Source organism: Streptomyces sp. LARHCF249 (assembly GCF_052871255.1).
This window is the reverse complement of the sequence record NZ_JBIXJQ010000004.1, coordinates 140,828-162,392: the sequence shown is the minus strand read 5'-3', so window position 1 is coordinate 162,392 and position 21,565 is coordinate 140,828. Positions and strand designations below refer to the sequence as shown.

Sequence of the window (21,565 nt, the reverse complement as noted above, 5' to 3'; positions counted from 1 at the left end):
CAGCACGCCGGCTCGGCAGGAGCCACCCGGCAACTCCTGCCGAGCCGGCCGAGGTCAGAGCGTGCGGCACAGAAGGGCGTCCGGGGTCTTCCCCTTCGCCCAGGCGCCGGTGAAGGCCACACCGGCCGCGTACTCGCCGGTGCCGCACTGCCCCTTGTAGTTCCCGGAGGCGAACTCGCCGCCCGGCGCCCCGGCCGGCCGGTTGTCCCCGCGGTCGAACCAGACGGTGCGGCCGTTCGCGCCCAGCGTGCGGCCCGCGTCGGTGCACAGCACCGCCGACACCGCCTGGCCCCGGACGCTGTACCCGGTCATGAACTGGTTCGGCCCGCACTGGTACTTGGTGTAGCCGCCGGCCCAGTCGCCCTGCTGGACGTACCGCTCGTCACGCACGACGGTGGACGCACGCGGAGCGGCCTGCCCCGGAGCACCGGCATCGGTGCACAGACCGCGTCCGTCCCGGTGGGCCAGGGCGACGAGGCGCTGACCGTCGGGGCACGCTCCCTTGCGGGCTCCGGGGTCCCAGTCCCCGCCCGCGCGCACACCGAGCGACTGGACCATGTCGGCGTGATCGAGGTTGAGCATGTCCCAGGTGTCGGAGGGTGCGACCTGCCCGCTCTTCTGCGGTGCCCCGACCAGCCGGGACCAGTCGGCCGCACGCCAGTCTCCGGCGTCCAGAATTCCGGAACGGCGGCCCTGCGTATCTAAGTTGAGGATCGACCAGGTGCCGTGTCCGGTCCACCCGACGAGCGGCCAGTACGCGAAGTCGGCGTCCCGCTCGATCAGGTAGTCCACGAAGGTGCCGAACCACGCACGCGCTTGGGGATTCGTTTCGTCGCTGCCGATGCCGAATTCACTGACCCACACCGGTGCGGTGAAGTGGCGGCTGCTCTCACCGGCGACGAAGAATGCCTGGCGGTCCAGGGTGGCGAACAGGTCCTGGCGGGACAGCTCCTGATAGCGCGGATCGCGGGTCTCGCCCATCCCGGTCGCCCCGGTGTGGTTCGGGCCCGTGTATCCGTAGAAGTGCGCCGAGTAGACGAGCTTGTTCGAAGCCACCAGCGTGTGCGACACGGTGCGCGCAGGCTCCAGCGTCGGGCGTCAGTGGGAGAACCCGTCCAAGGGGATGCCCTGCCAGTTGATGCCTTCGACGATCACCAGGAGGTCGGGGTTGGCCTCGGTGAGCAGCCTGTCGCCCAGCCGCTGGGAAGCGGTCCACCAGTCGTGGTCGTTGCCCCAGTTCCAGTTGGCGTCGTCGGTGACCGTGCGGCGGACCTCGTTGTAGAGATCGGCGCCGACCACGCGCTTGTTGTCCTTGTAGCGGCGGGCGAGGGTGATCCAGTCGCTCTCCCACTGCGCGGTGGACTGGCTGGTGTTCCAGCGCTCGTTGCCGTCCAGTCCGCAGCAGAAGCGCGAGGTGTTGGTGTGGTTGTTGAGGACCACCGCGAATCCCTCGGCCGTGGTGGCGGCGATGACGGCGTCGAAGACCTGGAGGGGGGTCTTGCCGCGCAACTGCGGATTGGCGGCGACCGAGGCGTCGGAGACCGGCCTCTGGTCATGCAGCATCTCGTTCGAGAACGGCAGGCGGATGCTGTTGATGCCCAGCTCGTGGAATCCGGCGAGGATCGCCTCGACCGGTGCACGGTCCAGGCCGAGCGGCATCTGGTCGGCCTTTTCGCGGTCATGGTGGTTCGCCGGGTCGTTGATGTCGCCGGAACCGTTCCAAGGCCCTTGTGCGCCCTGCCAGTTGGCGGACTTGAGCTTGAAGCGGTTGCCGGCGGCGTCTACGACGTACCGGCCGCGGGTGCTCAGTGGCGCGGTCCACGTATCGGCCAGAGCGTCCGGGGAGTCCGCGGCGGAGGCCGGCTCCGTGGAGCCTCCCAGGACTCCGAGCAGCACAACCCCGGCGAGCAGCGCCGGTAATAGACCTCGTCGTCTCATCATGTCCTCCGGAAGAACGGGCGTGTGGGGGTACGGGGTACGGGGGGGTGGTACGCCTGTGCGATGGACTTGGTGGGCAGGCTACTGGGATGCGCCGTGCCTGCGGCAGCTGGACGGCGAGGATGCGCGCGCGGGGGCGCTCGGCGACCGAGCCGCCCTGTCAGCCGGGGAGGCGGAAGCCGTTGAAGAGGTCGTCCATGCCGCGCAGGGACAGACGGGTGGGGGTCGCACGGACGGCGAGGTCGCGGGCCGCCGCCGCGAGCGGGTTGCGCAGGGCGCCCAGCCGGCCCATCCGGCGGGCGCGGACGCGGACGGCGTCGGTGCGGCCGAGGCGGGCGGCGGTGTATGCGGCGAGGGCGGCCGGGACGGAGCCGGCGCCGTCTCCGGCGTCTTCGGCGTCTCCCGCGTCTCCGGCGGGAAGCAGGTGGGCCAGGACCACCGCGTCCTCGATGGCCTGGCAGCCGCCCTGGCCGAGGTTGGGGGCCATCGCGTGGGCGGCGTCGCCGAGCCAGGCGATCCGGCCGTGGTGCAGGCGTGGGAGCGGGGCGGCCAGGTCGTAGAGGTCGTTGCAGAGGAGGTCGGCGGGGTCGAGTCGGTCGACTCGGTCCAGCAGCGCCGGTATCGGGTCGTGCCAGGAACCGAAGCGGCGGCGGAGTTCGGCGCGGGGGTCGGCTGCCCGGGTGCCGGCCGGGACGACTCCGGTGGCGTACAGGTAGAGCCGGCCGTCGGAGAGCGGGGTCACGCCGAACCGCTCACCCCGACCCCAGGTTTCGCTCATGGCCGGTATCCGCAGGTCCGGGGCGTCCACGACGGTCCGCCAGGCGGTCTCGCCGATGTAGTGCAGGCCCGGGTGGCCCGGGAAGTGGGCGCGGCGCAGCGGGCTGTGGATCCCGTCGGCTGCGACGACCAGGTCGGCGGGAAGGTCCGGGCCGGCTGCCGTACGGACGGTCGGGCGGCCCGCTGCATCGTCGACGCCGGTCACCTCGGTCCCGTAGCGAAGGGCGTCCGGCGGCAGCGCAGCGGCGAGGGCGGCGGTGAAGGCCGGCCGCGGGACGGCGATCGGGGGCATGCCGTAGCGGGCCGCCATGTCCGCGGTGGCGGCCCGGGTGAGCCACTGGCCGCCGGAGCGGCGCAGGCCCATCGTCGCGGGTACGGCGCTGCCGGCGGCGCGGGCGGCGGCGACGCCGATGGCGTCGAGCGCGCGCAGGGCGTTGGGGGCGAGGCCGATTCCGGCGCCGGTGGCGGGGAGTTCGGGGGCGCGTTCGCAGACGGTGACGCGCCAGCCGCGGCGGTGCAGTGCGAGGGCGGCCGTGAGGCCGCCGATTCCGGCCCCGGCCACCACCGCGTGACGTATCGGCATGGAAAACCCTTCCGTTCGGTTCGAGCGTCCTCGTACAGCCACAGAGCCCTGACTCTACAACTGTAGAGTCAGGATGTTTTACCGAGACGGGTCAGTGCGTGGGCTGCGCCCCGGACGACGGCGCGCCGGGGACGAGGCGGGGGACCAGGCGGACGTACGCGACCATGCCGAGGACTTCGACGAGGGTCTGAGTGACCACGACGACCGCGGCGACGGCGAGGGCGTCCGGCAGGGCCAGCGCGAGGGGCAGCACGACCAGGGAATTGCGGGTGGCGCCGGTGAAGACGATCGCGCGCCCGGCCGGGGCCGGAAGGCGGAACACGCGGGCTACGGCCTTCCCGGCGAAGGCCATGATCACGAGGAAGGCGGCGTAGAAGGGCACGACGGCGGCGACGTCGCCGAGGCTGTTGCCGAGCTCGGGGATCTGGGAGGCGACCACGGTCAGCAGGGTCGCCGCCATCAGCGGCACCATCGTCGTGGTCGCGGCGTCGGCGGCCTTCTGCCCGGCCGGGCGGCGCGCGGCCCACCCTTGCACGACCCAGGCGAGGGCGAGCGGGATGGCGATCAGTGCGACGAAGGCCTCCACGAACGGGCCGGCGTCCACGATGTCGGCCAGATCGGAGCCCATGAACAGGTAGAGGTAGCCCGGGAGCAGCAGCATCTGCGCGACCAGGAGGAGGGGGGTGGCAGCGAGCAGGCGGCGGCTGGAGCCCCCGGCAAGGCCGGAGAAGACGATCACGTAGTCCACGCACGGGCACAGCAGCACCAGCAGGACCCCGACCCGGACGGCCTGGTCCGCGGGGAGGAAGGCGAACATCGCGGCGACGACCAGCGGCACGACCACGAAATTCACCACGAGGGCGGCGGCCAGGAAGCGCGCGTCGCGCAGGGAGCGGACCAGCTCGGCAGCGGGGACCTGGAGGAAGGTGACGAACAGCAGGGCACCGAGGACGGGGTTGATGGCATGCGCCAGGCCGGGGCCGGCGGCGGGAGCGAGCCGGCCCAGCAGCGCGCCTGCGGCCATCGCGGCAAGGTAGATCGCGACCTGGTGGTGTTCCATCCGCTCGACCAGGCCCTGCGGTCCGCGCTCCGACACTGCGGCTTCTCCCTCGTACACGCGTGGCGGTCCGCCCCGCCGGGCAGGTGGCCGCCCATCCTCGCAGGTCACGCCCCCTGTCCCGGTACCGGCCCGGTGCTGTCTCAGCCGGTCGGGGCGCTGTCCGCTTCCGGCGGGCCGAGAGCGGGCATGCCGAGAGCGGGCATGCCGAGATCGGCGCGGGTCGGGGCGGGGCGTGCCGGGGCGGGGCGGGGCGTGCCGGGGCGGTACGGCGCTGCCCGCCGGCGCGGGTGGTCATGCGGGCGCTCCGAAGAGGTCGGCCAGCATCCCGGCGGCGCTCTCGGGCGCGCGCACGTCCAGCCGGAGGGCGGTGGGGGTCAGGTGCAGGGTGAAGTCGAAGAAGGAGCAGCAGCCCTGCTCGTCCGCGGCGAGCTGCGCGATCCGTCCGGCGAGCCGGGCGTCCGCCGGGAAGAACAGCCCCAGCCCGTCGGCGGTCTCCTCACGGCGGTCGGCCTTCGCGACCAGCGTGCGCCACTCCTCGGTGCGCGCGCCCAGCTCGGCGCCGCTGAGGGTGCAGGCGACCGGAGCCTCCCGCCAGACCTCCCGCTCCGGTTCCGGCGCCGGCCCGGGTGCACGGCGGGTCGGCGCGAGCGCGACCGGGACCGGACCGGCCGGTCCGGAGGCGGTGGCGGTGGTACAGCCGCAGTCGGGGCCGCACGCCCCGCCCGGCGCCGGCCGCGACATCGCGGAGTGCACGGCCGCCAGGCGGGCGGAGAAGGCGCGCAGCTCCGCGATACGGCCGCCCGCGTCCCTGATCCGATCCTCGACCAGGGGCAGCATCCGGGCCCGCACCGAGGCGCAGACACCCTCCTCCCGGACCTCCAGGAGGTCTCGGACCTCTTCCAGCGCCAGGCCCAGGAGCTTCGCGGAGGCGATGAACTCCAGCCGCTCCAGCGCGTCCTCCCCGTACACCCGGTACCCGGACGCGGTCCGCTCGGCCGGCAGCAGACCCGCAGTCTCGTAGAAGCGCAGCGTCGTCGCCGGGACACCAGCGCGTTCGGCCAGCTGCGATATGCGGTAGGTCGTCACACCACCGACGGTAAACCTTCAACCCGACTCGAAGGTCAAGCGGCCCCGGTTCCCGCGGACATCACTGCCGAGCTCGACGAGGCGCTGCGCTACCTGGACTCCGCCCAATGCGCCGGCTCGTCACCGGGGATGCTCACGGCCTGGGGGTGGAAGCCCGAGGACCCCCCGCGCCTGATGAACTGCCCGCTCAGGCGGCCAAGCGGCGGTGCCGGGGCCACGTTCGGGTGATGCGGGGCATCGCGGAGAGCCGGGCCGGGTATCCCGCCGGGGGCCATCACAACGTCGGAACGGAGAAGCGGGATGCAAGCAAGCGTGGGCGACCGAATCGTGGTGCACGGGCGGATCGTGGGTCAGCATGACCGGACGGCCGAGGTCATCGAGGTACTGGGAGACAACGGCAGCCCGCCCTACCGGGTCCGGTTCGAAGACGGACACGAGACCCTCATGAGTCCCGGCCCGGACACCGTCGTGCGCCATTTCACGGAAGACGAGTAGCCGCAGCAGGCGCCGGCACGGAGGAAGGCCGGCATGGGACGTTCCATTCGGCTGGCGCAATGGGCGTCAATACCGCGTGAATTCCGTCGGCAACCGAACGAAGCCAGGAGCTATTGCGGTGACTATATTCCGTAGAATAGCCAGGCCATGAGCCGGTCGAATGGATCTCCGGGCGGCCGTGAGGCAATCGTACGAGGGTCGGCCGCGGATCGGAGGTACGGCCGTGCCCCGGTGTCCGGCGCGGACCTCACTCGTACGGGTATCCGTACCGGGTGGCCGGCAGCCTGCCGCGTGTGATCGCGTTCGGCATCGTAGGCGGACCGCCGCAGGGGATCGTGCAGGGTTCGGTAGGCGGCGATGACCTCGGCGAGTTCCGCATCGGCCGGCGGCCCGCTCGGGCGGGTGTCGGGGTGCAGGGTGCGGATCAGCGTGCGGTAGGCGCTGGTGATCTGCTCCGGCGACGCCTCCGCCCGGAGTCCGAGGACAGCGTAATGGTCGCGCGACGGACGCGAGCCGCTCATTTCTCTCACCTCCGGGAATAACCGGAGCGACCCTCTCTTCCACCCGTATTAAAACCTGCGCGCGATGTTGTCAAGCCAACCCCGTACGGGTATATCAATTGGGTAGGACGGGGCGGCAGCCGAAGGGAGGCGAGGGGATATGATCACCGAGATGGCATTGGAACGGGCGGAATTCACGTGCGGCCGGTGTTGGCACGACTGGAGTATCGACTACGACGTCCAGCAGCACAGCGATGAGGGCGGCACCTGGGAGTACTTCTCCCGCGACGGCATCCTCGTGCCCTCCCCCTACACTCCCGCCGGCGCGTCACCGTGTCCGGTGTGCGGCCGGCGCTGGGTGGGCCGCCTCCTGGCTCGCAGGCCGATTCCCGCAGCACCGCGGGCAGCCGGCACGCCGGGTGAGAAGGTGACCGACGCGGCTCGCCACCGGCCCGAACGGCGGAGCGCGCCCCTGCTCCACTCCACGGCGCACACCCAGCCGGAGCAGCTCTCCACGGGCGCCCAGCTCCCCGGGCGAGCCTCAGCCGCTGCGGTCAGCTGAACCTTGCGCCTGGGGAGCCCCTGCCTGGCCGGGCTCTGTCCGGTCGGGCGGTTCGCTCACGGCGGTTCGCTCACCGTGACCTGGGCCGGGCGCAGGAGGTGCTGTCCGGTCGGCGACCGCACCCGCTTGCGGTAGTTGTCGTATTCCGCCTTCAGGCGCTGGAGGTCGGCGGTGCGTTCGGCGAGCCGGCTCTGCCCCGCGGTGCTTCCGGCGGCCGGGGCGCCGCCGGGAGATCCGTGTCCGCCGGCGCGGGTCCCGGTCTGCTCGGGGCTCGGGAGTCCCGCTGTCGGGTGCCCTGAGCTCGAGGGTGACGGGGTCGATGCGTCGCTTGTCCCTGACCACGACGGGGGGTGTCTGCTTTCGCGGTCCGTCGGAGGGCTTCGGCGGGCTCATCGCGCGTCTCCCCTCGGGCTCTCGTCGTCGACGATCTCCGCGTCGACGACTTCCTCGTCCGTGCCGGACGGCCCGGCCCCGGATGCCGGCCCGCCACTGCCTGCGGCAGCCGCCCCCTGGGACTCGTAGAGGGCGGTGCCGATCTTCTGCGCGACGGTGCCGGCGCGTTCCGTCGCCGCGCGGATGGCCGACGTGTCCTGGCCCTTGAGCTTCTCCTTCAGGTCGGCGATCGCGGTTTCCGTCTCGGTCTTGACCTCGGCCGGGATCTTGGCCTCGTTGTCCCGCAGGAGCCGTTCGGTCTGGTAGACGAGCTGTTCGGCGCTGTTGCGGGTCTCGGCCTCCTCCTTGCGGCGGCGGTCCTCCTCGGCGTGCTGCTCGGCCTCGCGGATCATGCGGTCGATGTCCTGGCGGGGAAGGGAGGAGCCGCCGGTGACGGTCATCTTCTGCTCCTTGCCCGTGCCGAGGTCCTTGGCCGTGACGTGCATGATGCCGTTCGCGTCGATGTCGAAGGAGACCTCGATCTGCGGGACACCGCGCGGGGCCGGCGGCAGGCCGGTCAGCTCGAACATGCCGAGCTTCTTGTTGTACGCCGCGATCTCGCGCTCACCCTGGTAGACCTGGATCTGCACGGACGGCTGGTTGTCCTCGGCCGTCGTGAAGATCTCCGACCGCTTGGTCGGGATGGTCGTGTTGCGCTCGATGAGCTTGGTCATGATGCCGCCCTTGGTCTCGATGCCGAGGGACAGCGGGGTCACGTCGAGGAGCAGGACGTCCTTGACCTCACCCTTGAGCACACCGGCCTGGAGGGTGGCGCCGATGGCGACGACCTCGTCCGGGTTGACGCCCTTGTGCGGATCCTTGCCCGTCAGCTCCTTGACCAGCTCGGTGACGGCCGGCATGCGCGTGGAGCCGCCGACCAGGATGACGTGGTCGATGTCCGAGAGCTTGATCTTCGCGTCCTTGACCGCGTTGTGGAACGGCGCCTTGCAGCGCTCCAGCAGGTCGGCGGTCAGCTGCTCGAACTGCGAGCGCGTGAGCTTCTCCTCCAGGTGCAGCGGGCCCTGGGCGGACGCGGAGACGTAGGGCAGGTTGATCGTCGTCTCCGTCGCGGCGGAAAGTTCGATCTTCGCCTTCTCCGCGGCCTCGCGCAGGCGCTGGAGTGCCATCTTGTCCTTGGACAGGTCGACGCCGTAGCCGTTCTGGAACTGCTTCACGAGGTGGTCGACGATCTTCTGGTCCCAGTCGTCGCCGCCCAGGTGGGTGTCCCCGTTGGTGGACTTGACCTCCACCAGCCCCTCGCCGATCTCCAGAAGCGACACGTCGAACGTGCCGCCGCCGAGGTCGAAGACGAGGATCGTCTGGTCGTTCTCCTTGTCCAGTCCGTACGCCAGGGCGGCGGATGTCGGCTCGTTGATGATCCGCAGCACCTTCAGGCCTGCGATCTCGCCGGCTTCCTTCGTCGCGGTGCGCTGGGAGTCGTTGAAGTACGCCGGGACCGTGATCACGGCGTCGGTCACGTCCTCGCCGAGATACGCCTCGGCGTCCCGCTTGAGTTTCTGCAGGACGCGTGCCGAAATCTCCTGTGCCGTGTACCGCTTGCCGTCGATGTCGCCGGCATCCGGGAAGCGCCAGTCCGCCTCGCCGATGTGGCGCTTGACCGACCGCGCCGTGCGGTCGACGTTCGTCACCGCTTGCCGCTTGGCGATCTCTCCGACCAGGACGTCTCCGCCCTTGCCGAAGGCCACCACGGAAGGGGTGGTCCTGTTTCCTTCGGTGTTGGTGATGACCGTGGGCTCGCCGCCCTCCAGGACCGCGACGACGGAGTTGGTCGTGCCCAGGTCGATCCCGACTGCGCGTGCCATCATCCACTCCTCTCAGATCAATGAACGTGAACCGGGATCGATGAACCCTCCCGAGACGGCGACGGCCGACTTCGGCAGCTGCGGACGGAGGAGGGCGGGCGGCCGGCGGGGAGGCCGGCCCGCCCTCCGCATTCCCGCCGCCCGTCCCTCAGGCGTTGATCTCCTTGCGTGAGCCGTCTGCGGACCTGATCTCGATCTTCCGAGGCTTCGCCGCCTCTGCGACCGGGATGCTCAGCCGCAGCACGCCGGCCTCGTAGGAGGCCTCGATGTGGTCGGCGTCCAGCGTCTCGCCGAGGAACAGCTGGCGGCTGAAGGTGCCGGAGGGGCGCTCCGCGATCAGCACGCCGCTGTCGTCTGCGGAGGCGGTGGTCCGCCGCTCCGCCCTGATGCTGAGGACGTTCTGTTCGACGTCCAGGTCGATGGACTCGGCGTCGACACCGGGCAGGTCCAGCTCGACGACGAAGGACTCGCCTTCGCGGAAGGCGTCCATCGGCATGGCCGTCGGCCGTGCCGCTGATTCCAGGACCTGCTGGGTGAGCCGGTCGAGTTCACGGAAGGGGTCGGTGCGCATGAGCATCTCGTTCACTCCTCTCCCACTCGTCGCAGGATGCACATGGCGACACCACCTATATAACGCGCGGCAACAAAGTTGACAAGGGTCCACTCAAGACAGAGTCCCGGGCGGGTCGCCCACGCCGTATGACCGCGTACCCAGTGCGTCCACCGGGATGCGCTCTGTGGCGGGGTCTGTGCCGGGGTCCTCACCGGTGTCCCCGTAGTGGGCGGTCGGATTGTCCTGGGCGGGATCGGCCCGCCCCGCCGGTCCCCGCGCGAATGCCCGTAGGACATTGGCGGTGACCGTGCGCGTGAAGCGCCCGGCGCGTGCGTCCAGGCCGTGGTTCCCCTTGCCGCCACCGGCTCCGCTCGCGTCGAGGGCCTCGACCCAGCGCATGGTGCCCGTTGCGAAGACCGCGGCACCTCCCGGCAGGGACATGTAGGCCGTGTGCGCGTACGAGGACCTCCCCTTGCACACCACGGGCGAGTGCGCGAGGACCTCGACCGGCCCCGGCGTCGGATAGGACGGGTTCACCCGGTCGAACTCGATCCCCACCAGATGGGGGAAGGCGTCACCGGCCCGCGCGCCGGTACCCGCCAGGAGCCAGTGGTCCGGACGGGAGACGACGTAGGGCGCGTCGACCGGATAGCCGTCGTAGATCACGCCGAGCAGCGAACTCTCCGGATCGGGGGCGGGCGCGCCCCTGAACTCGTTGGTGGGCGCACCGCCCTGCCGGAAGCCGGGGTCCCGGGCGTAGTCGTCCTTGTAGCAGACCACGACGCGGTCCGGCCCGACCGGGGAGGGGGCCCATCGGATCCGCCGGTAGCAGCAGTTGGCGCCGAGCACGGCCAGGTTCATCCCCGCATCGCGCGCCCGGGTCACGTGGCGGCGCTGCTCGGGGGTCCAGTACTCGTCGTGGCCCAGCGAAACCATGGCGGCCGCCCCGCGCAGGGAATCCGGATCGCGGGCGACGTCCAACCCGGTCGTGTACGCCAGGGGAAGCCCCAGGCGCTCGGCGAGCGCGATCACGGGCGCTTCGAACACGAGGAACTGGCCGGCGCCCTGCCTGTTGGCGTAGGGGCGGTCGAAAGAGACCTGAAGGGACCGCGACCCGTGCTTGCCCGTCGAGCCCCTGTAGAGGTCCACGCCGCCCCACCGGTTGTACGCCTGCCACGTGGCCACCGCGTTGACCACGACCGTACGGCCGGCGGCCGAGGAGGACCGAACGGTGACGGGCACGTAGCGCTGGGCCCGGCCGTCCCGGGTGTCCAGTCGCAGGAGGTAGCAACCCTCCGGCCACCCCGAGGTGTCCACCTGCGTCGTCGGCGCCCACTCGGTGTACGCCATCCGCGTGTCCGGATCGACCTTGACCGCCGGTTGGAGGAAACCCGGCAGCGCAGCCGACTTCCAGACCAGACGGGCCCTGTCGCCGCCGTACCAGCCCATCCGGTACGCGGAGACGGTGTAGGACGCGGACGTCGTCGAAACCCGCAACGCGAACGACTCGCCCGGGCGGACACTGACACGGTCCGCGAATCCCTCGACAGCACCCCTCGGCCCGGCCCGGGTGATCCTCCAGTCAAGAGAGCCGGGCAGCTCGTTCTCGGCCTTCACATCGAGCCCGCACCCCCTCTGTACGCGTCCTGCGGCTTCCGCGGGGCCGGTGGCGGCACCCGCGGCCGTCGTCATTCCGGCGGGCCACGAAGCGAGCGCGGCAGCGGCATACCCCAGGAACAGTCGGCGCCCCGGATGCTTCCGGCGTTCCCCCGCCCCGCTCGGCGCCTCCGTCTGCTCCACACCACATCACCCCGGAAATCCGAACGGCACAGGAGCCCGTTCTAGCCCATGACCGCCACCGCTTCCCCGAGCGCCACGAACCTGTTCACCGGGACACGTCCACGGACGGAGCAACCGGAACATCGTCCGCATACCGGACGGGTCGTTGCGGGCGGCCTCCGGCGCGCTCACACTGAGCGGATCCACTACCGGACAGAACAGCAGGTGCCGTCATGGGTCAACACGTACACGTCCGCCTCAGGGACGGCATGGACGTGTCCGCTGCCGGTGAACTGGTCGAGACCTACCGTTGCAGGTGCGGCAGCACCTGGACCGAGATCTACCAGGTCGAGGGCCGGGAGCCGGACGCACTGCCGGGCACCTGAAGCGCCCTGCCGTTCCGTCAGTCCGCGTCGCACCGGTCGGCGTTGACCGTGCCCGGCAGGACGCGCGGGGGCGCGCCGGCCGGGGTGCGGGCCCCCCACCCCCGTGGGGGGGCTCCGCTCCTGGGCCGAACGCGGCCGGACCCGCTGCAGCGCGTCGTACCGTCCACGACAAGGTCGTCCCGGTGACACCGCGCGAGCACGATCACCACGCTACGGCCGGGAAAGCCACTCGGCCCAGGGCCGCACGCGCCACCCAGGGGACCTTGCGCGCCACGGTGGGACCCGGGACGCCATGATGGGGACACCAGGCGCCGCTCTGCGGCGAAGTCCTGGCCGTTCACGCTGGTCTATGCTCAGCCCCTGTGGTCTCGCATGCACATCAGGGGACAACCTCCTCCGCCCTCACCCGTCTGAGCGTCAACGCCGCTCGTCTTCTCGGCGTACCCGCGCACGGATACGCGCACCTGCTGGGCCTGGCACCCGAGCACCTCAACGACGACCTCTGCCGGACGCCCACGGCCACCAGCATCCGCATCGCGGAACTGAGCACCGCCCACGTTCCCTGGACCGAGCTCTCCGTGGCGCTGGCACGGGAGTCGGGCATCGGCGCCCTGGGGGTCTGGGACTACCTGATCACCTCCGCGCCCACGCCGCTCGAAGGGATCCGGGACGCCGCCGCCCACTTCGCCGCCGTGGCCGACCCCGGCACGGACACCCTCCGGATCACCGAAGACGGCGAACACGTCACCATCAGCCACGTCAACCAGGCCGATCTGACCCACGAGGCGGCGTGCGCCATCCGCGGCTACGCACTCGGCCTCTACCAGCGGCGTCTGAGCGAAGCCGCGCGACGCCGCCTCGCTCCCGTCCGCGTCACCCTGGCCGCCGAAGCACCCCGCCGGCACGACGCCCTGACCGAGCTGTACGGCACCCGCGCCATCGACTTCGAAGCCCCGGACAGCTCGATCACCTTCCTCGCCTCCGACCTGAAGGCCCCGACACCGCAATTCCAGCCCGGCCTGTCGACCGTGCTGCTGCGGCACGCGGAACAGACCCTCGCCACCGCGATCCCGCTGCACGGCTGGCTGGACCTCTTCCGCACCACCCTGGCATCCGTGCACGACGACACCACACCGACGCTCTCCGCAACAGCGCGGCGCATGGCCGTCAGTGCGCGAACTCTCCAGCGCCGCCTCGACGAGCACGGCACCACCTGGAACAACGAGGTCGAGACCCTGCGACGCGCCCAGATCACACGGCTGCTCCACGACACCGACCTCAGCATCGACGCGATCGCCGCGCGAAGCGGGTACGCCGACGCCCGCGCCCTGCGCCGCGCCGTCCAGCGCTGGTACGGCACCACACCCGCCGCCCTGCGCCGTACCGGCCACGCGGCGCCCGCTCACAGCGTTTGACGATGCGTCCAACGGCTCGACCCGGGCGGGCCCGCGGTTCCAACAGCCGTTCCTCAGCGGGTCGGGCGCAGGACCAGTCCGCGGTCGCCGTCGACGCGGACCCGCTGGCCGTCGGTCAGTCGCCTCGTCGCGTCGGGGGCGGCCATGACCGCGGGGATGCCGTACTCACGGGCGACGATCGCGGCATGGGAGGCCACGCCGCCCGTCTCGGTGACGACGGCGGCGGCCCGGCGGAACAGCGAGGTCCAGGCGGGACTCGTGTACGAGGCGACCAGGACGTCGCCGTTGCGGAGCGCGGCGAACCCGTCGGGGCCGTGGATCACGCGGACCGGGCCCTCCGCGGCACCGGCGCTGCCCGGGGTTCCGCGCAGCAGGACGTCGGCGCGGGTCGCTCCGGGCGGCTGTGCGGGGGCGGGCGGTACCAGCGGTGTCCGGGCGAGCGCGGCGCGCGCGGCCTTGCGAAGGGTTGCGAACTCGCGTAGTTCGGCTGCGAGTTCGGGCGCGGGCGGCCAGGGCCCGATGCGGTCGAGCTCGTCCAGGCGCAGGTGGAAGACGTCCTCCGGGGCGTCGAGTACCCCGGCTGCGACGAGCCGGCGGCCCATCTCCAGCAGCGCCTGTCGCATCGCGGGCAGCGGCAGCATCGCCAGGAACCGCGTGTCGTCCCGGATCTGCTGGAACCACCGCGCCTGCCGCAGCAGCACGCGGACCGCCGACCGCAGCGGTCCGGGGCCCCGGCGGAGCAAGGGATGCCGGAACAGGGCCTGTTCGGCCTGCTCGCCGGGGTGTGGCCCGACCGGCGGCGGGTCCTGGGAGGCGAGGCCCTTCAGCATGCTCAGGACGACGTCCGGCCTGTCGCGCCACGTGCCCGGCGTGAGCAGCAGCGGGGATGCGGTGTCGCGGTGCCCGTACAGGTCGAGGAACCCTTCGAAGTCGGCCACGAAGCCGGGAGCCGACTCCCGCATGCCGGTGTGCAGGGCCTCGTACAACTCCTCCGCGGTGCGCCGGGCGAAGGCCTCCGACAGCCCCGTGTCGGCACGGACAGCGGCCGCCAGGTCCTCCAGCGAACGGTTCGCGTCGGCGGTCAGGGTGTCCACACCCGACAGCAGCGCGCCCATGAGCCGGCGCCGCCGCAGCGCGGACAGCGCGACGTACAGCCCGGCCAGTGCCAGGAGGGTACGGGGGAAGTAGCGCAGCCGGAGTTCCAGCAACGGCGCGGCGATCCGGGGCCCTTCCTTCAGCAGGGACGCGAGTTCCGGCCAGGAGCAGCCGCCGACGTCCCGTCCGCTGAGTTCGTCCGCGCGTCGGCGCATGGCCCCGATGAGCGGATCGGACGTCCACCGGGCCGGGTCGTGGCGGCGCGCCGCGCGTACGAGACGGAGGGGCGTCGTCACCAGCCGCCAGGTGGGCCTGGGCAGCGGCATCTCCACACGGACCGCCACGCCCGACTCCTCCGCGAACATCCGGGACAGCGGCGGAGGGGCGACTCCGGTCGCTTTGACCACCGAGTTGTCGAGCAGGCCGAGCAGCGGTGCCAGCCACGCGGTGATGTCGATCGGGTACGGGCGGACCGGCAGGACCTCGCTGAGCATCGCGCTCGTCATCCGCTGGAGGCGGGCGGGAAGGGCCGGCAGCCGTGTTCGCGCGGGCGGCTCGGGCAGCGGGGGCAGCGCGGTGATCGGGCGGGTCTGCAGGACGTACAGGCTCCCGTCCGCCCACGCCCATTCGATGTCCTGCGGCCGCCCGAAGTGCCGCTCGACGTCCCTGGCGACCCCGATGAGTTGCCGTAGCGCCGGCGCGGGCAGACCGGCGGCGGCCCGATCCCCTGCGACCTGCTCGGTTCCCCCGCCCAGGCGAGGGCGGACGGCGGTTTCGTGGTGTCCGGCGCTGCGGCTGACCACCCTCGGGCTCCGTGTGTCGACCACGATGTGTTCCGGCGTGACCAGCCCGGAGACCACCGCCTCGCCGAGCCCCGGGCTCGCGTCGATGACCAGCGCGTTCCGGTCATTGGTGACGGGATCGCTGGTGAATGCCACCCCCGCGTACTCGGCGTCGACCATGCGCTGGACGACGACCGCCATCCTCACCCGGCCGTGGTCGATGCCGTGGCCGGCGCGGTAGTCGACCGCACGGTCGGTCCACAGCGAGGCCCAGCAGCGCACGACCGCGTCGAGGACGTCCGGCTCGCCGATGACGTTGAGGAAGGTGTCCTGCTGACCGGCGAACGCAGCCTCCGGCAGGTCCTCCGCGGTGGCGCTCGACCGCACGGCGACCGGCCCGCCGCCGAGATTCCCGTAAGCGGCGCGCACCGCCTCCGCCACGTCGTCCGGGATACCGGCCTTCGCCACGGCCTCCCGGACCGCCGCCGGGCCCCCGGCGCCGAGCCGGCCGGGATCCGGCGGCCGGTACGCCGCGGTGGTCACGACGAAACCCGGAGGCACGGCAAACCCGGCGCGGACCAGCTCCCCCAGGTTCGCGCCCTTCCCGCCCGCGACCCCCAGGTCTGTCCCGCCCAGCCGCCCCAGCGGGACGACCAGGCCGGCCGCACCCACCGCGCTCGCCCCCTCGTCCATGCCACGCTCCTTCGCCGCGGACGACCGTCGTCCGGACCACCAAGCCTGGCACCTGACCCCCGGGGGCGCTCCCGGAGGCGGCCGCGGGCCTGGGCCCGGCCCCCGCCGTTGGAGGCCCGGCTCCCCAGGCCTACGCCGACCTCGTGAACACCCGTAGCCGCCGCTGACCTTTTCCGCAGGGCCGCCGCCCGGTTCGTCAGGCCGGGGTTCACGGCTGCCCGTAGCCGGCCAGGCCCGTGACCACCGTGTCCCCGCGTTGCGACGCGGCTCTTGTGCCGCGAGGGAGCCACTCCCCATACTCCCTGCAGCGCATGTCAGGGACACGTCACGCCTCACGTCGTCTTTGAACGCGCCTCACAGGGCCCCCACCCCCGGGCCCCGACGCTCCGAGGAGGAGATCAGTGAGGAAATCGCGCAGCACGCCCTCCCCCGCAAGCCCCAGGACCGCGCGCCCCACGACCAGGCGCGCCGCGATCGCCGCCGCGGCCACCTGCCTGCTGGCGACCGCCGCGTTCACGATCCCGAGCGCGGAAGCGTCCTCCCCGCGGTCCTTCGGCGCGGCCGAACTGGCCCAGCTCGACCAGGCCGTCCTCGGTACCGATGTCGGCGGCATCGCATGGCACGTGGACACGGCGAGCGGCCGGGTCACGGTGACGGCGGACAGCACCGTGTCCGAGGCCGGCCTCGCGAAGATCCGAAAGGCGGCGGGCGCGAACGCCGGCGCCCTGCGCTTCGAGCGCACCCCTGGCACGTTCACCCGTCTGCTGGGCCCGGGCGACGCCATCTACGGCGGCGGCTACCGCTGTTCGGTCGCCTTCAACGCCGTGAGCGGCAGCACGTACTACTTCCTGACCGCCGGCCACTGCGGCAACGTCGTCAACACCTGGTACACCACCTCCGCCCAGAGCACCCTGGCCGGCCCCACCGTGGGCTCCAGCTTCCCCGGCAACGACTACGCGCTGGTCCGCTACGACAACACCTCGCTCAGCCACCCCGGGGGGTTCACCGCCGCCGATGCCTACGTGGGTGAGCCGGTCAAGCGCAGCGGCTCCACCACCGGCACCAAGAGCGGTACCGTCACCGGCCTCAACGCGACGGTCCGCTACAGCGGCGGCGGCACCGTACGCGGAATGATCAAGACCAATGTGTGTGCCGAGCCCGGTGATTCCGGTGGCGCCCTCTACGACGGCACGAAGGCGCTCGGCATCACCTCCGGCGGCAGCGGCAACTGCTCGGTCGGCGGCACGACCTTCTACCAGCCGGTTCCGGAGGCTCTCGCCAAGTACAAGGTCACCCTGTACTGACGCACACCGCCGCGCAGACGGCGACGACGGACGGACGGGTGCACCCCACCGCACGCGCTGCGGTGGGGTGCACCCGCACCCGCACCACGCGACCCGCACCAGGGCCCCGTACCCGCCACAGGCCGCCGGCCACTACGCCGGTGCGTCCGCCAACAGGGTGTCGGCTTGATCCACGAACGCCGCGACCTCCGGAACCCCCCGGTACGGCTCGAACCGCTTGCGCAGGCGCGCGATCCTGCGGAACGCCCGCGGAGAGTGGAGCTGCCGCGTGAGCCGGACCGCCTCCATCCCGTGCCGGGCGGCCGCCTCGGGCTCGTGGTTCGTCAGGTCGGCGTGGGCGAGGATGCCGGTGTTGATCGATCGGCGGCGGATGTGCGTGGCGGGCAGGTCCCGCAGGGCGGCCCGCGCGTACTGGCAGGCCTTGGCAGGCTCGTTCAGGTCCCTGAAGCAGTGCGCGAACGCGTCCGCAAGGTAGGCCTCCTTGAAGTAGCGCAGATAGGTCGCGGAATCGTCCGACGGGCTCGACCGGTCGAAGTGCTGCTCGGCTTCCGACAGCGCGCGGGCGCAGGCACGTCCGTCACCCATGCGGGCATGCCCCCGCGCCTCGACGACCCACGCCACCGCCAGGGCGAGGTGTCCGCCCCGCTGCCGCCCTCCCAGCCGGGCCGCCTCGGCGAGCTGCACCGCCTCCGCCGGATGCTGGGCGTAGAGCGCGAGGTGCCCCATGTGGGTGGCCATGACCTGGGCTCCGTAATCCCGCGAGTCGGCGGCATGGGCCAGCCCGAGGGCCAGGATGTAGTAGCGCTCGGCCAGATTGAGCTCATTGCAGTCGATGGCCATATAGCCGGCGGCCGCGGTGAATTCGGCCGCGGTCTGCAGGAGGGCACGGCCCACCTCGTCGGTCCGGGACTTCTTGAGCAGCGGGGCGATATCGAAATGCAGATAGTTGATCATGTGTCGGCGGATGCGCTGCGCCCCGAACTCGTGGCTGAGCCGCTCGAATTCATTGCCCAGCGCGCGAAGGTGACGCACGTCGTCCATGGTGACGCGACCGTCGGTTCCCGCATAACTCACATCCTCCCGCGGGCCGCCGATCAGCCAGTCGCGACTGGCCGCCGATACGGCCCCGGCCGCAAAGGCGGAATCGATGAGAAACCCACGACTTTCCACGTCGTACCTCCACAAACGCCTCGCTGTATCGACAGCGCGTTCTGTATTCCTGGGATAGCGGAGGCCGATCGTGTGGTCTTCCGAGACGATGTCCATGCCGAGGTCCTGAGGGGTCAGCATCCGGCCGAGGCGCTGGGAGAACACCTGCGCCAGAAGGCTCGGGGTGGGATCCCTCGGAACCGAACCGGCCAGCCAGCGTGCGACGGCCGTGTGGTCGCAGCCCATGCTGAGGCCCTGCGTGGCGGCGAGTTCGCTGACCCGCCGTGCCAGACCCTTGCGGGAAAACCGTGCTTCATTGATCAGGTCCTGCAGGTTCCGGTTCGGTTCTCGACGAGTACTCATCAGACCCCCGATGCGATGTGCTCCGCTCGACCACCCACGTTAGTGATCCCGCGTCAGCTTGACTAAGTCTTTGCCGTCAGCGCGCCCTTTTCGAGCCCCCTGCTGCACCCCATGCCCGATGGCGCGCGTCTGTGCCCACCCCGTTCCCGCTCCCAACAGTAGGAGCAGAACGTCTGGCTGATGGGCCGTGAATCCCATCTCTGGGTGGAGGAGTCCGCAATGGGTGGCGAGATGCGAAACGGCTGGGGTATGGCGGAGTGGATTCGGCTGGTGGTGCTCGTGGGGCTCATCGCGCTCATCACGGCCGGTCCCGCTCCCGGCGACCTCTGGTCCGTTGCGGCGGGCGCGGCAGGGGAACTCCTCGTACAGGTGGTGGCGCGCTCCCGCACCGGCCGCGGCCCGCTCCCGCCCGTCCTTCACGACCGGACACCGGGAACCGGGCCGGGACCGGGGCGGATGGAGCGGCCCACGACGCCGACGGAGGACGACGACCCTCAGTGACCCGTGCGTCGGAAGCGGCGCTAGCCGCCTACCCGGGCGACCAGGAGTGCGATGTCGTCGTCCGCAGCGGCCGGGACGAGGTGGGTGATCAGCGAGTCGCACACGTGGTCCAGCTGCCGCTGGGGGTCCGCGAGCAGGCGCGTCAGCTCGGTCAGGCGCTCGTCGATGTCGCAACCGCGGGCCTCGATCAGTCCGTCGGTGTAGAGCACGAGGAGGCTGTCCGGGGGCACGTCGATCTCCGTCGGGGTGAAGGCGACGCCCCCGACCCCCAGGGGGACACCGGGCGGGGTGTCGAGGAGTCGGACCGTGCCGTCGGGGAGGGACAGGGCCGGCGGCGGATGTCCGGCCCGGGTGACGGTGCAGTGCCCGGTGGCCGGGTCGCAGACGATGTACAGGAAGGAGGCCAGCATCGGTTCGGCCAGATCGGAGAGGGTGGCTTCCAGGTGGTGCAGCAGCCGGACGGGCGACAGGTCGAGGCGCGCGAGGGCCCGTACGGATGCGGACAGCCGGCCCATGACCGCGGCCGCGGCGATGCCGTGCCCCATGACGTCGCCGATGAGCAGCCCCGCCTTGCCTCCGGCCAGGGACAGGACGTCGTACCAGTCCCCGCCGACCTCGTTGACGTCGCTCGCGGGAAGGTACCGGTGGGCCACGGCGATGCCCGAGGGAGGGCTGATGTGCTGGGGCAGCATGCTGCGCTGGAGGATGACCGCGGTCTCGTGCTCGCGGTGGTAGAGCCGGGCGTTGTCGATGCTGAGGGCGGCGCGGGCCGTCAGCTCACCGGCGAGGGTGACGTCTTCGGATCCGAAGGGTCCGATCGGGCGCGTGCGGAAGAAGGTGGCGACGCCGAGCACCGACTCCCTGGCCACGAGGGGCGCCATGATGAACGAATGCACGCCCACCGAGACCAGTTGTGCGGGTTTGGACGTGTGCCGGGCGGCGGAGGCGACGGCCTGCTCGTCGAGGCGGGCGACGAGGAAGGGCTGCCGGCCCGCGAGGGCCTGGGTGTAGGGGGCGGCCGCTGGGAAGGTGAGCGTCCTGCCGAGGGGGGCGAGGATGTCGGTCACGCGCGATCCGGACAGCGGAGCCTTGCCCAGCCGGCGCAGGGCGACCCCGCCGGACAGCCCCATGCCGGGGTCGTCGCCGCGGGCCAGTACGTCCAGGACGTCGACGGTGACGGCATCGGCCAGGCGCGGCACGGCGAGATCGGCGAGTTCCTGCGCGGTGCGCTCCAGGTCCAGGCTCGAGCCGACCCGCATGCTGGCCTCACTGAGCATGGCGAGCCGGCGCCGTCCCGCTTCGGCTTCGACGTGGTCGCGCTGCTGCTCGGTGATGTCGACGAGCGAGGCGATGACACCGATCGGCATGTGGGCGGGATCCTCGACCCGGACATAGGAGCACGACCACACCCGGTCGTGGTCCGGCTCGGACGGCGTCCGTCCGACACGGCGGCGGTCGAGGACGGGACTGCCGGTCTCCAGGACCTGCCGCATGGCCTCCTCCATCTCCAGGGCGTTCACCTCGGGGAGGATCTCGGCCAGGCGTCGGCCCACGTGCGCCGATTCCGGCAGTCCGTTCATGGCTTCGAGCGCGGCATTGACCTGCAGGAACCTCAGCTGTGTGTCGAGAATGGCGATGCCGACCGGGGAGCGGGCGAACAGGCCGTCCCACACCGCCGACGACCCCCGGATGCGCCGTGCCGCGTGGGCGTCCGCGGCGAAGACCAGCACCGTGGCCGCGCCGTGCCGGCGGTCCGACACCGGAGCGGCCCAGATCTCCAGCTCCAGCGGGTGCCCGTCGCGGTGCCAGGCGGTCACCGTGCCCATCACACCCCGCCCCGCGGCCGCGGCTTCCCACAGGGAGCGGCCCAGGCTGCGGTCGGCCCCCGGGTGGAGCAGGTCCGCGATGTTGCGGCCCAGCATCTGCGGCGGGGCATGGCCCAGCAATTCCTGCGCGACCTGGTTCCAGCGCACGATCGTCCCGTCGGCACTGGTGGCCACCAGCGCGACGGGCAGCGCGCCCAGCCATCCGCCGGCCGCCTGCGCGGCGCTGCTGATCAGCTCGTCGACCGGCATGTGCTCGTTCATCTGGCACCCGCATCCACCGCCGCGGTGTCCTCCACGCATCCATCGTCTGCCGGTCGCGGTGACACCGCCTCCTGATCCGCCTCCCTCACACAGGGCTCCCGCCTCGTCACTTTCAGTCACTGCGGTCGTCGCCATGTTTCGGCCCATGGAGGCGGCCTGCGGACCGGCAGCCGGCGGAAACCCGCAGTCGGCACGGCCCGGA

16 protein-coding genes and 1 pseudogene are annotated in these 21,565 nt (G+C 71.7%); 6 read left to right on the top strand and 11 right to left on the bottom strand.

Going from position 1 to position 21,565, the window contains the following annotated elements; translation table 11 throughout:
- Window positions 1–54: 54 nt before the first annotated feature.
- The 4 genes and pseudogenes from ACIPUC_RS12505 to ACIPUC_RS12490 all read right to left on the bottom strand — a co-directional run bounded on the left by ACIPUC_RS12505 (window position 55) and on the right by ACIPUC_RS12490 (window position 5,444).
- Window positions 55–1,941: pseudogene (locus tag ACIPUC_RS12505) on the bottom strand (glycoside hydrolase family 5 protein).
- Between the two features lie 157 nt (window positions 1,942–2,098).
- The gene (locus ACIPUC_RS12500; RefSeq protein ID WP_446589101.1) at window positions 2,099–3,298 is read right to left on the bottom strand and encodes an FAD-dependent monooxygenase; all 1,200 of its coding nucleotides are present in this window, start codon (window positions 3,296–3,298) and stop codon (window positions 2,099–2,101) included.
- A gap of 91 nt (window positions 3,299–3,389) precedes the next feature.
- Window positions 3,390–4,358 carry a bile acid:sodium symporter gene (locus tag ACIPUC_RS12495; RefSeq protein WP_446589706.1) on the bottom strand — a complete coding sequence of 323 codons (969 nt, stop codon included), beginning with the start codon at window positions 4,356–4,358 and terminating at the stop codon, window positions 3,390–3,392.
- 291 nt (window positions 4,359–4,649) lie between these two features.
- On the bottom strand, window positions 4,650–5,444 hold the full coding sequence (locus tag ACIPUC_RS12490; RefSeq protein WP_446589100.1) for a MerR family transcriptional regulator: 795 nt from the start codon (window positions 5,442–5,444) through the stop codon (window positions 4,650–4,652).
- Between the two features lie 300 nt (window positions 5,445–5,744).
- Between ACIPUC_RS12490 and ACIPUC_RS12485 the strand changes: the two genes are divergently transcribed.
- Complete coding sequence (locus ACIPUC_RS12485; RefSeq protein WP_446589099.1) at window positions 5,745–5,939, top strand: DUF1918 domain-containing protein; 195 nt, start codon at window positions 5,745–5,747, stop codon at window positions 5,937–5,939.
- A gap of 122 nt (window positions 5,940–6,061) precedes the next feature.
- Here the strand turns inward: ACIPUC_RS12485 and ACIPUC_RS12480 are convergent, their stop codons facing one another.
- On the bottom strand, window positions 6,062–6,460 hold the full coding sequence (locus ACIPUC_RS12480) for a J domain-containing protein (RefSeq protein WP_446589098.1): 399 nt from the start codon (window positions 6,458–6,460) through the stop codon (window positions 6,062–6,064).
- A 151-nt stretch (window positions 6,461–6,611) separates the two neighbouring features.
- On the opposite strand from ACIPUC_RS12480, the gene ACIPUC_RS12475 reads away from it, so the two are divergent.
- Complete coding sequence (locus ACIPUC_RS12475; RefSeq protein WP_446589097.1) at window positions 6,612–7,001, top strand: hypothetical protein; 390 nt, start codon at window positions 6,612–6,614, stop codon at window positions 6,999–7,001.
- A gap of 389 nt (window positions 7,002–7,390) precedes the next feature.
- On the opposite strand, the gene dnaK is transcribed toward ACIPUC_RS12475, so the two are convergent.
- The 3 genes from dnaK to ACIPUC_RS12460 form a co-directional block, all read right to left on the bottom strand.
- On the bottom strand, window positions 7,391–9,256 hold the full coding sequence (dnaK, locus tag ACIPUC_RS12470) for a molecular chaperone DnaK (protein WP_446589096.1): 1,866 nt from the start codon (window positions 9,254–9,256) through the stop codon (window positions 7,391–7,393).
- Window positions 9,257–9,404: 148 nt separating this feature from the next.
- Complete coding sequence (locus ACIPUC_RS12465; RefSeq protein ID WP_446589095.1) at window positions 9,405–9,833, bottom strand: Hsp20/alpha crystallin family protein; 429 nt, start codon at window positions 9,831–9,833, stop codon at window positions 9,405–9,407.
- A gap of 87 nt (window positions 9,834–9,920) precedes the next feature.
- Window positions 9,921–11,426: a N,N-dimethylformamidase beta subunit family domain-containing protein gene (locus ACIPUC_RS12460; protein WP_446589094.1), complete on the bottom strand. Its 1,506-nt coding sequence runs from the start codon at window positions 11,424–11,426 to the stop codon at window positions 9,921–9,923.
- A 395-nt stretch (window positions 11,427–11,821) separates the two neighbouring features.
- Between ACIPUC_RS12460 and ACIPUC_RS12455 the strand changes: the two genes are divergently transcribed.
- Both ACIPUC_RS12455 and ACIPUC_RS12450 read left to right on the top strand, forming a co-directional pair.
- Complete coding sequence (locus ACIPUC_RS12455; RefSeq protein WP_446589093.1) at window positions 11,822–11,974, top strand: hypothetical protein; 153 nt, start codon at window positions 11,822–11,824, stop codon at window positions 11,972–11,974.
- Window positions 11,975–12,336: 362 nt separating this feature from the next.
- Window positions 12,337–13,389, top strand: a complete 1,053-nt coding sequence (locus tag ACIPUC_RS12450; protein ID WP_446589092.1) for a helix-turn-helix domain-containing protein — start codon at window positions 12,337–12,339, stop codon at window positions 13,387–13,389.
- Between the two features lie 53 nt (window positions 13,390–13,442).
- Here the strand turns inward: ACIPUC_RS12450 and ACIPUC_RS12445 are convergent, their stop codons facing one another.
- Window positions 13,443–15,959 (bottom strand): PEP/pyruvate-binding domain-containing protein, encoded by a 2,517-nt coding sequence (locus tag ACIPUC_RS12445; protein ID WP_446589091.1) that lies wholly within the window; start codon window positions 15,957–15,959, stop codon window positions 13,443–13,445.
- 401 nt (window positions 15,960–16,360) lie between these two features.
- On the opposite strand from ACIPUC_RS12445, the gene ACIPUC_RS12440 reads away from it, so the two are divergent.
- Window positions 16,361–17,263: a S1 family peptidase gene (locus ACIPUC_RS12440; RefSeq protein WP_446589090.1), complete on the top strand. Its 903-nt coding sequence runs from the start codon at window positions 16,361–16,363 to the stop codon at window positions 17,261–17,263.
- 132 nt (window positions 17,264–17,395) lie between these two features.
- Here the strand turns inward: ACIPUC_RS12440 and ACIPUC_RS12435 are convergent, their stop codons facing one another.
- Window positions 17,396–18,775, bottom strand: a complete 1,380-nt coding sequence (locus ACIPUC_RS12435; protein ID WP_446589089.1) for a transcriptional regulator — start codon at window positions 18,773–18,775, stop codon at window positions 17,396–17,398.
- A 219-nt stretch (window positions 18,776–18,994) separates the two neighbouring features.
- Between ACIPUC_RS12435 and ACIPUC_RS12430 the strand changes: the two genes are divergently transcribed.
- Window positions 18,995–19,276 carry a hypothetical protein gene (locus ACIPUC_RS12430; RefSeq protein ID WP_446589088.1) on the top strand — a complete coding sequence of 94 codons (282 nt, stop codon included), beginning with the start codon at window positions 18,995–18,997 and terminating at the stop codon, window positions 19,274–19,276.
- 20 nt (window positions 19,277–19,296) lie between these two features.
- Here the strand turns inward: ACIPUC_RS12430 and ACIPUC_RS12425 are convergent, their stop codons facing one another.
- A complete protein-coding gene (locus ACIPUC_RS12425) occupies window positions 19,297–21,363 on the bottom strand; it encodes a SpoIIE family protein phosphatase (RefSeq protein ID WP_446589087.1) in 2,067 nt (688 codons plus the stop codon).
- Window positions 21,364–21,565 lie beyond the last annotated feature (202 nt).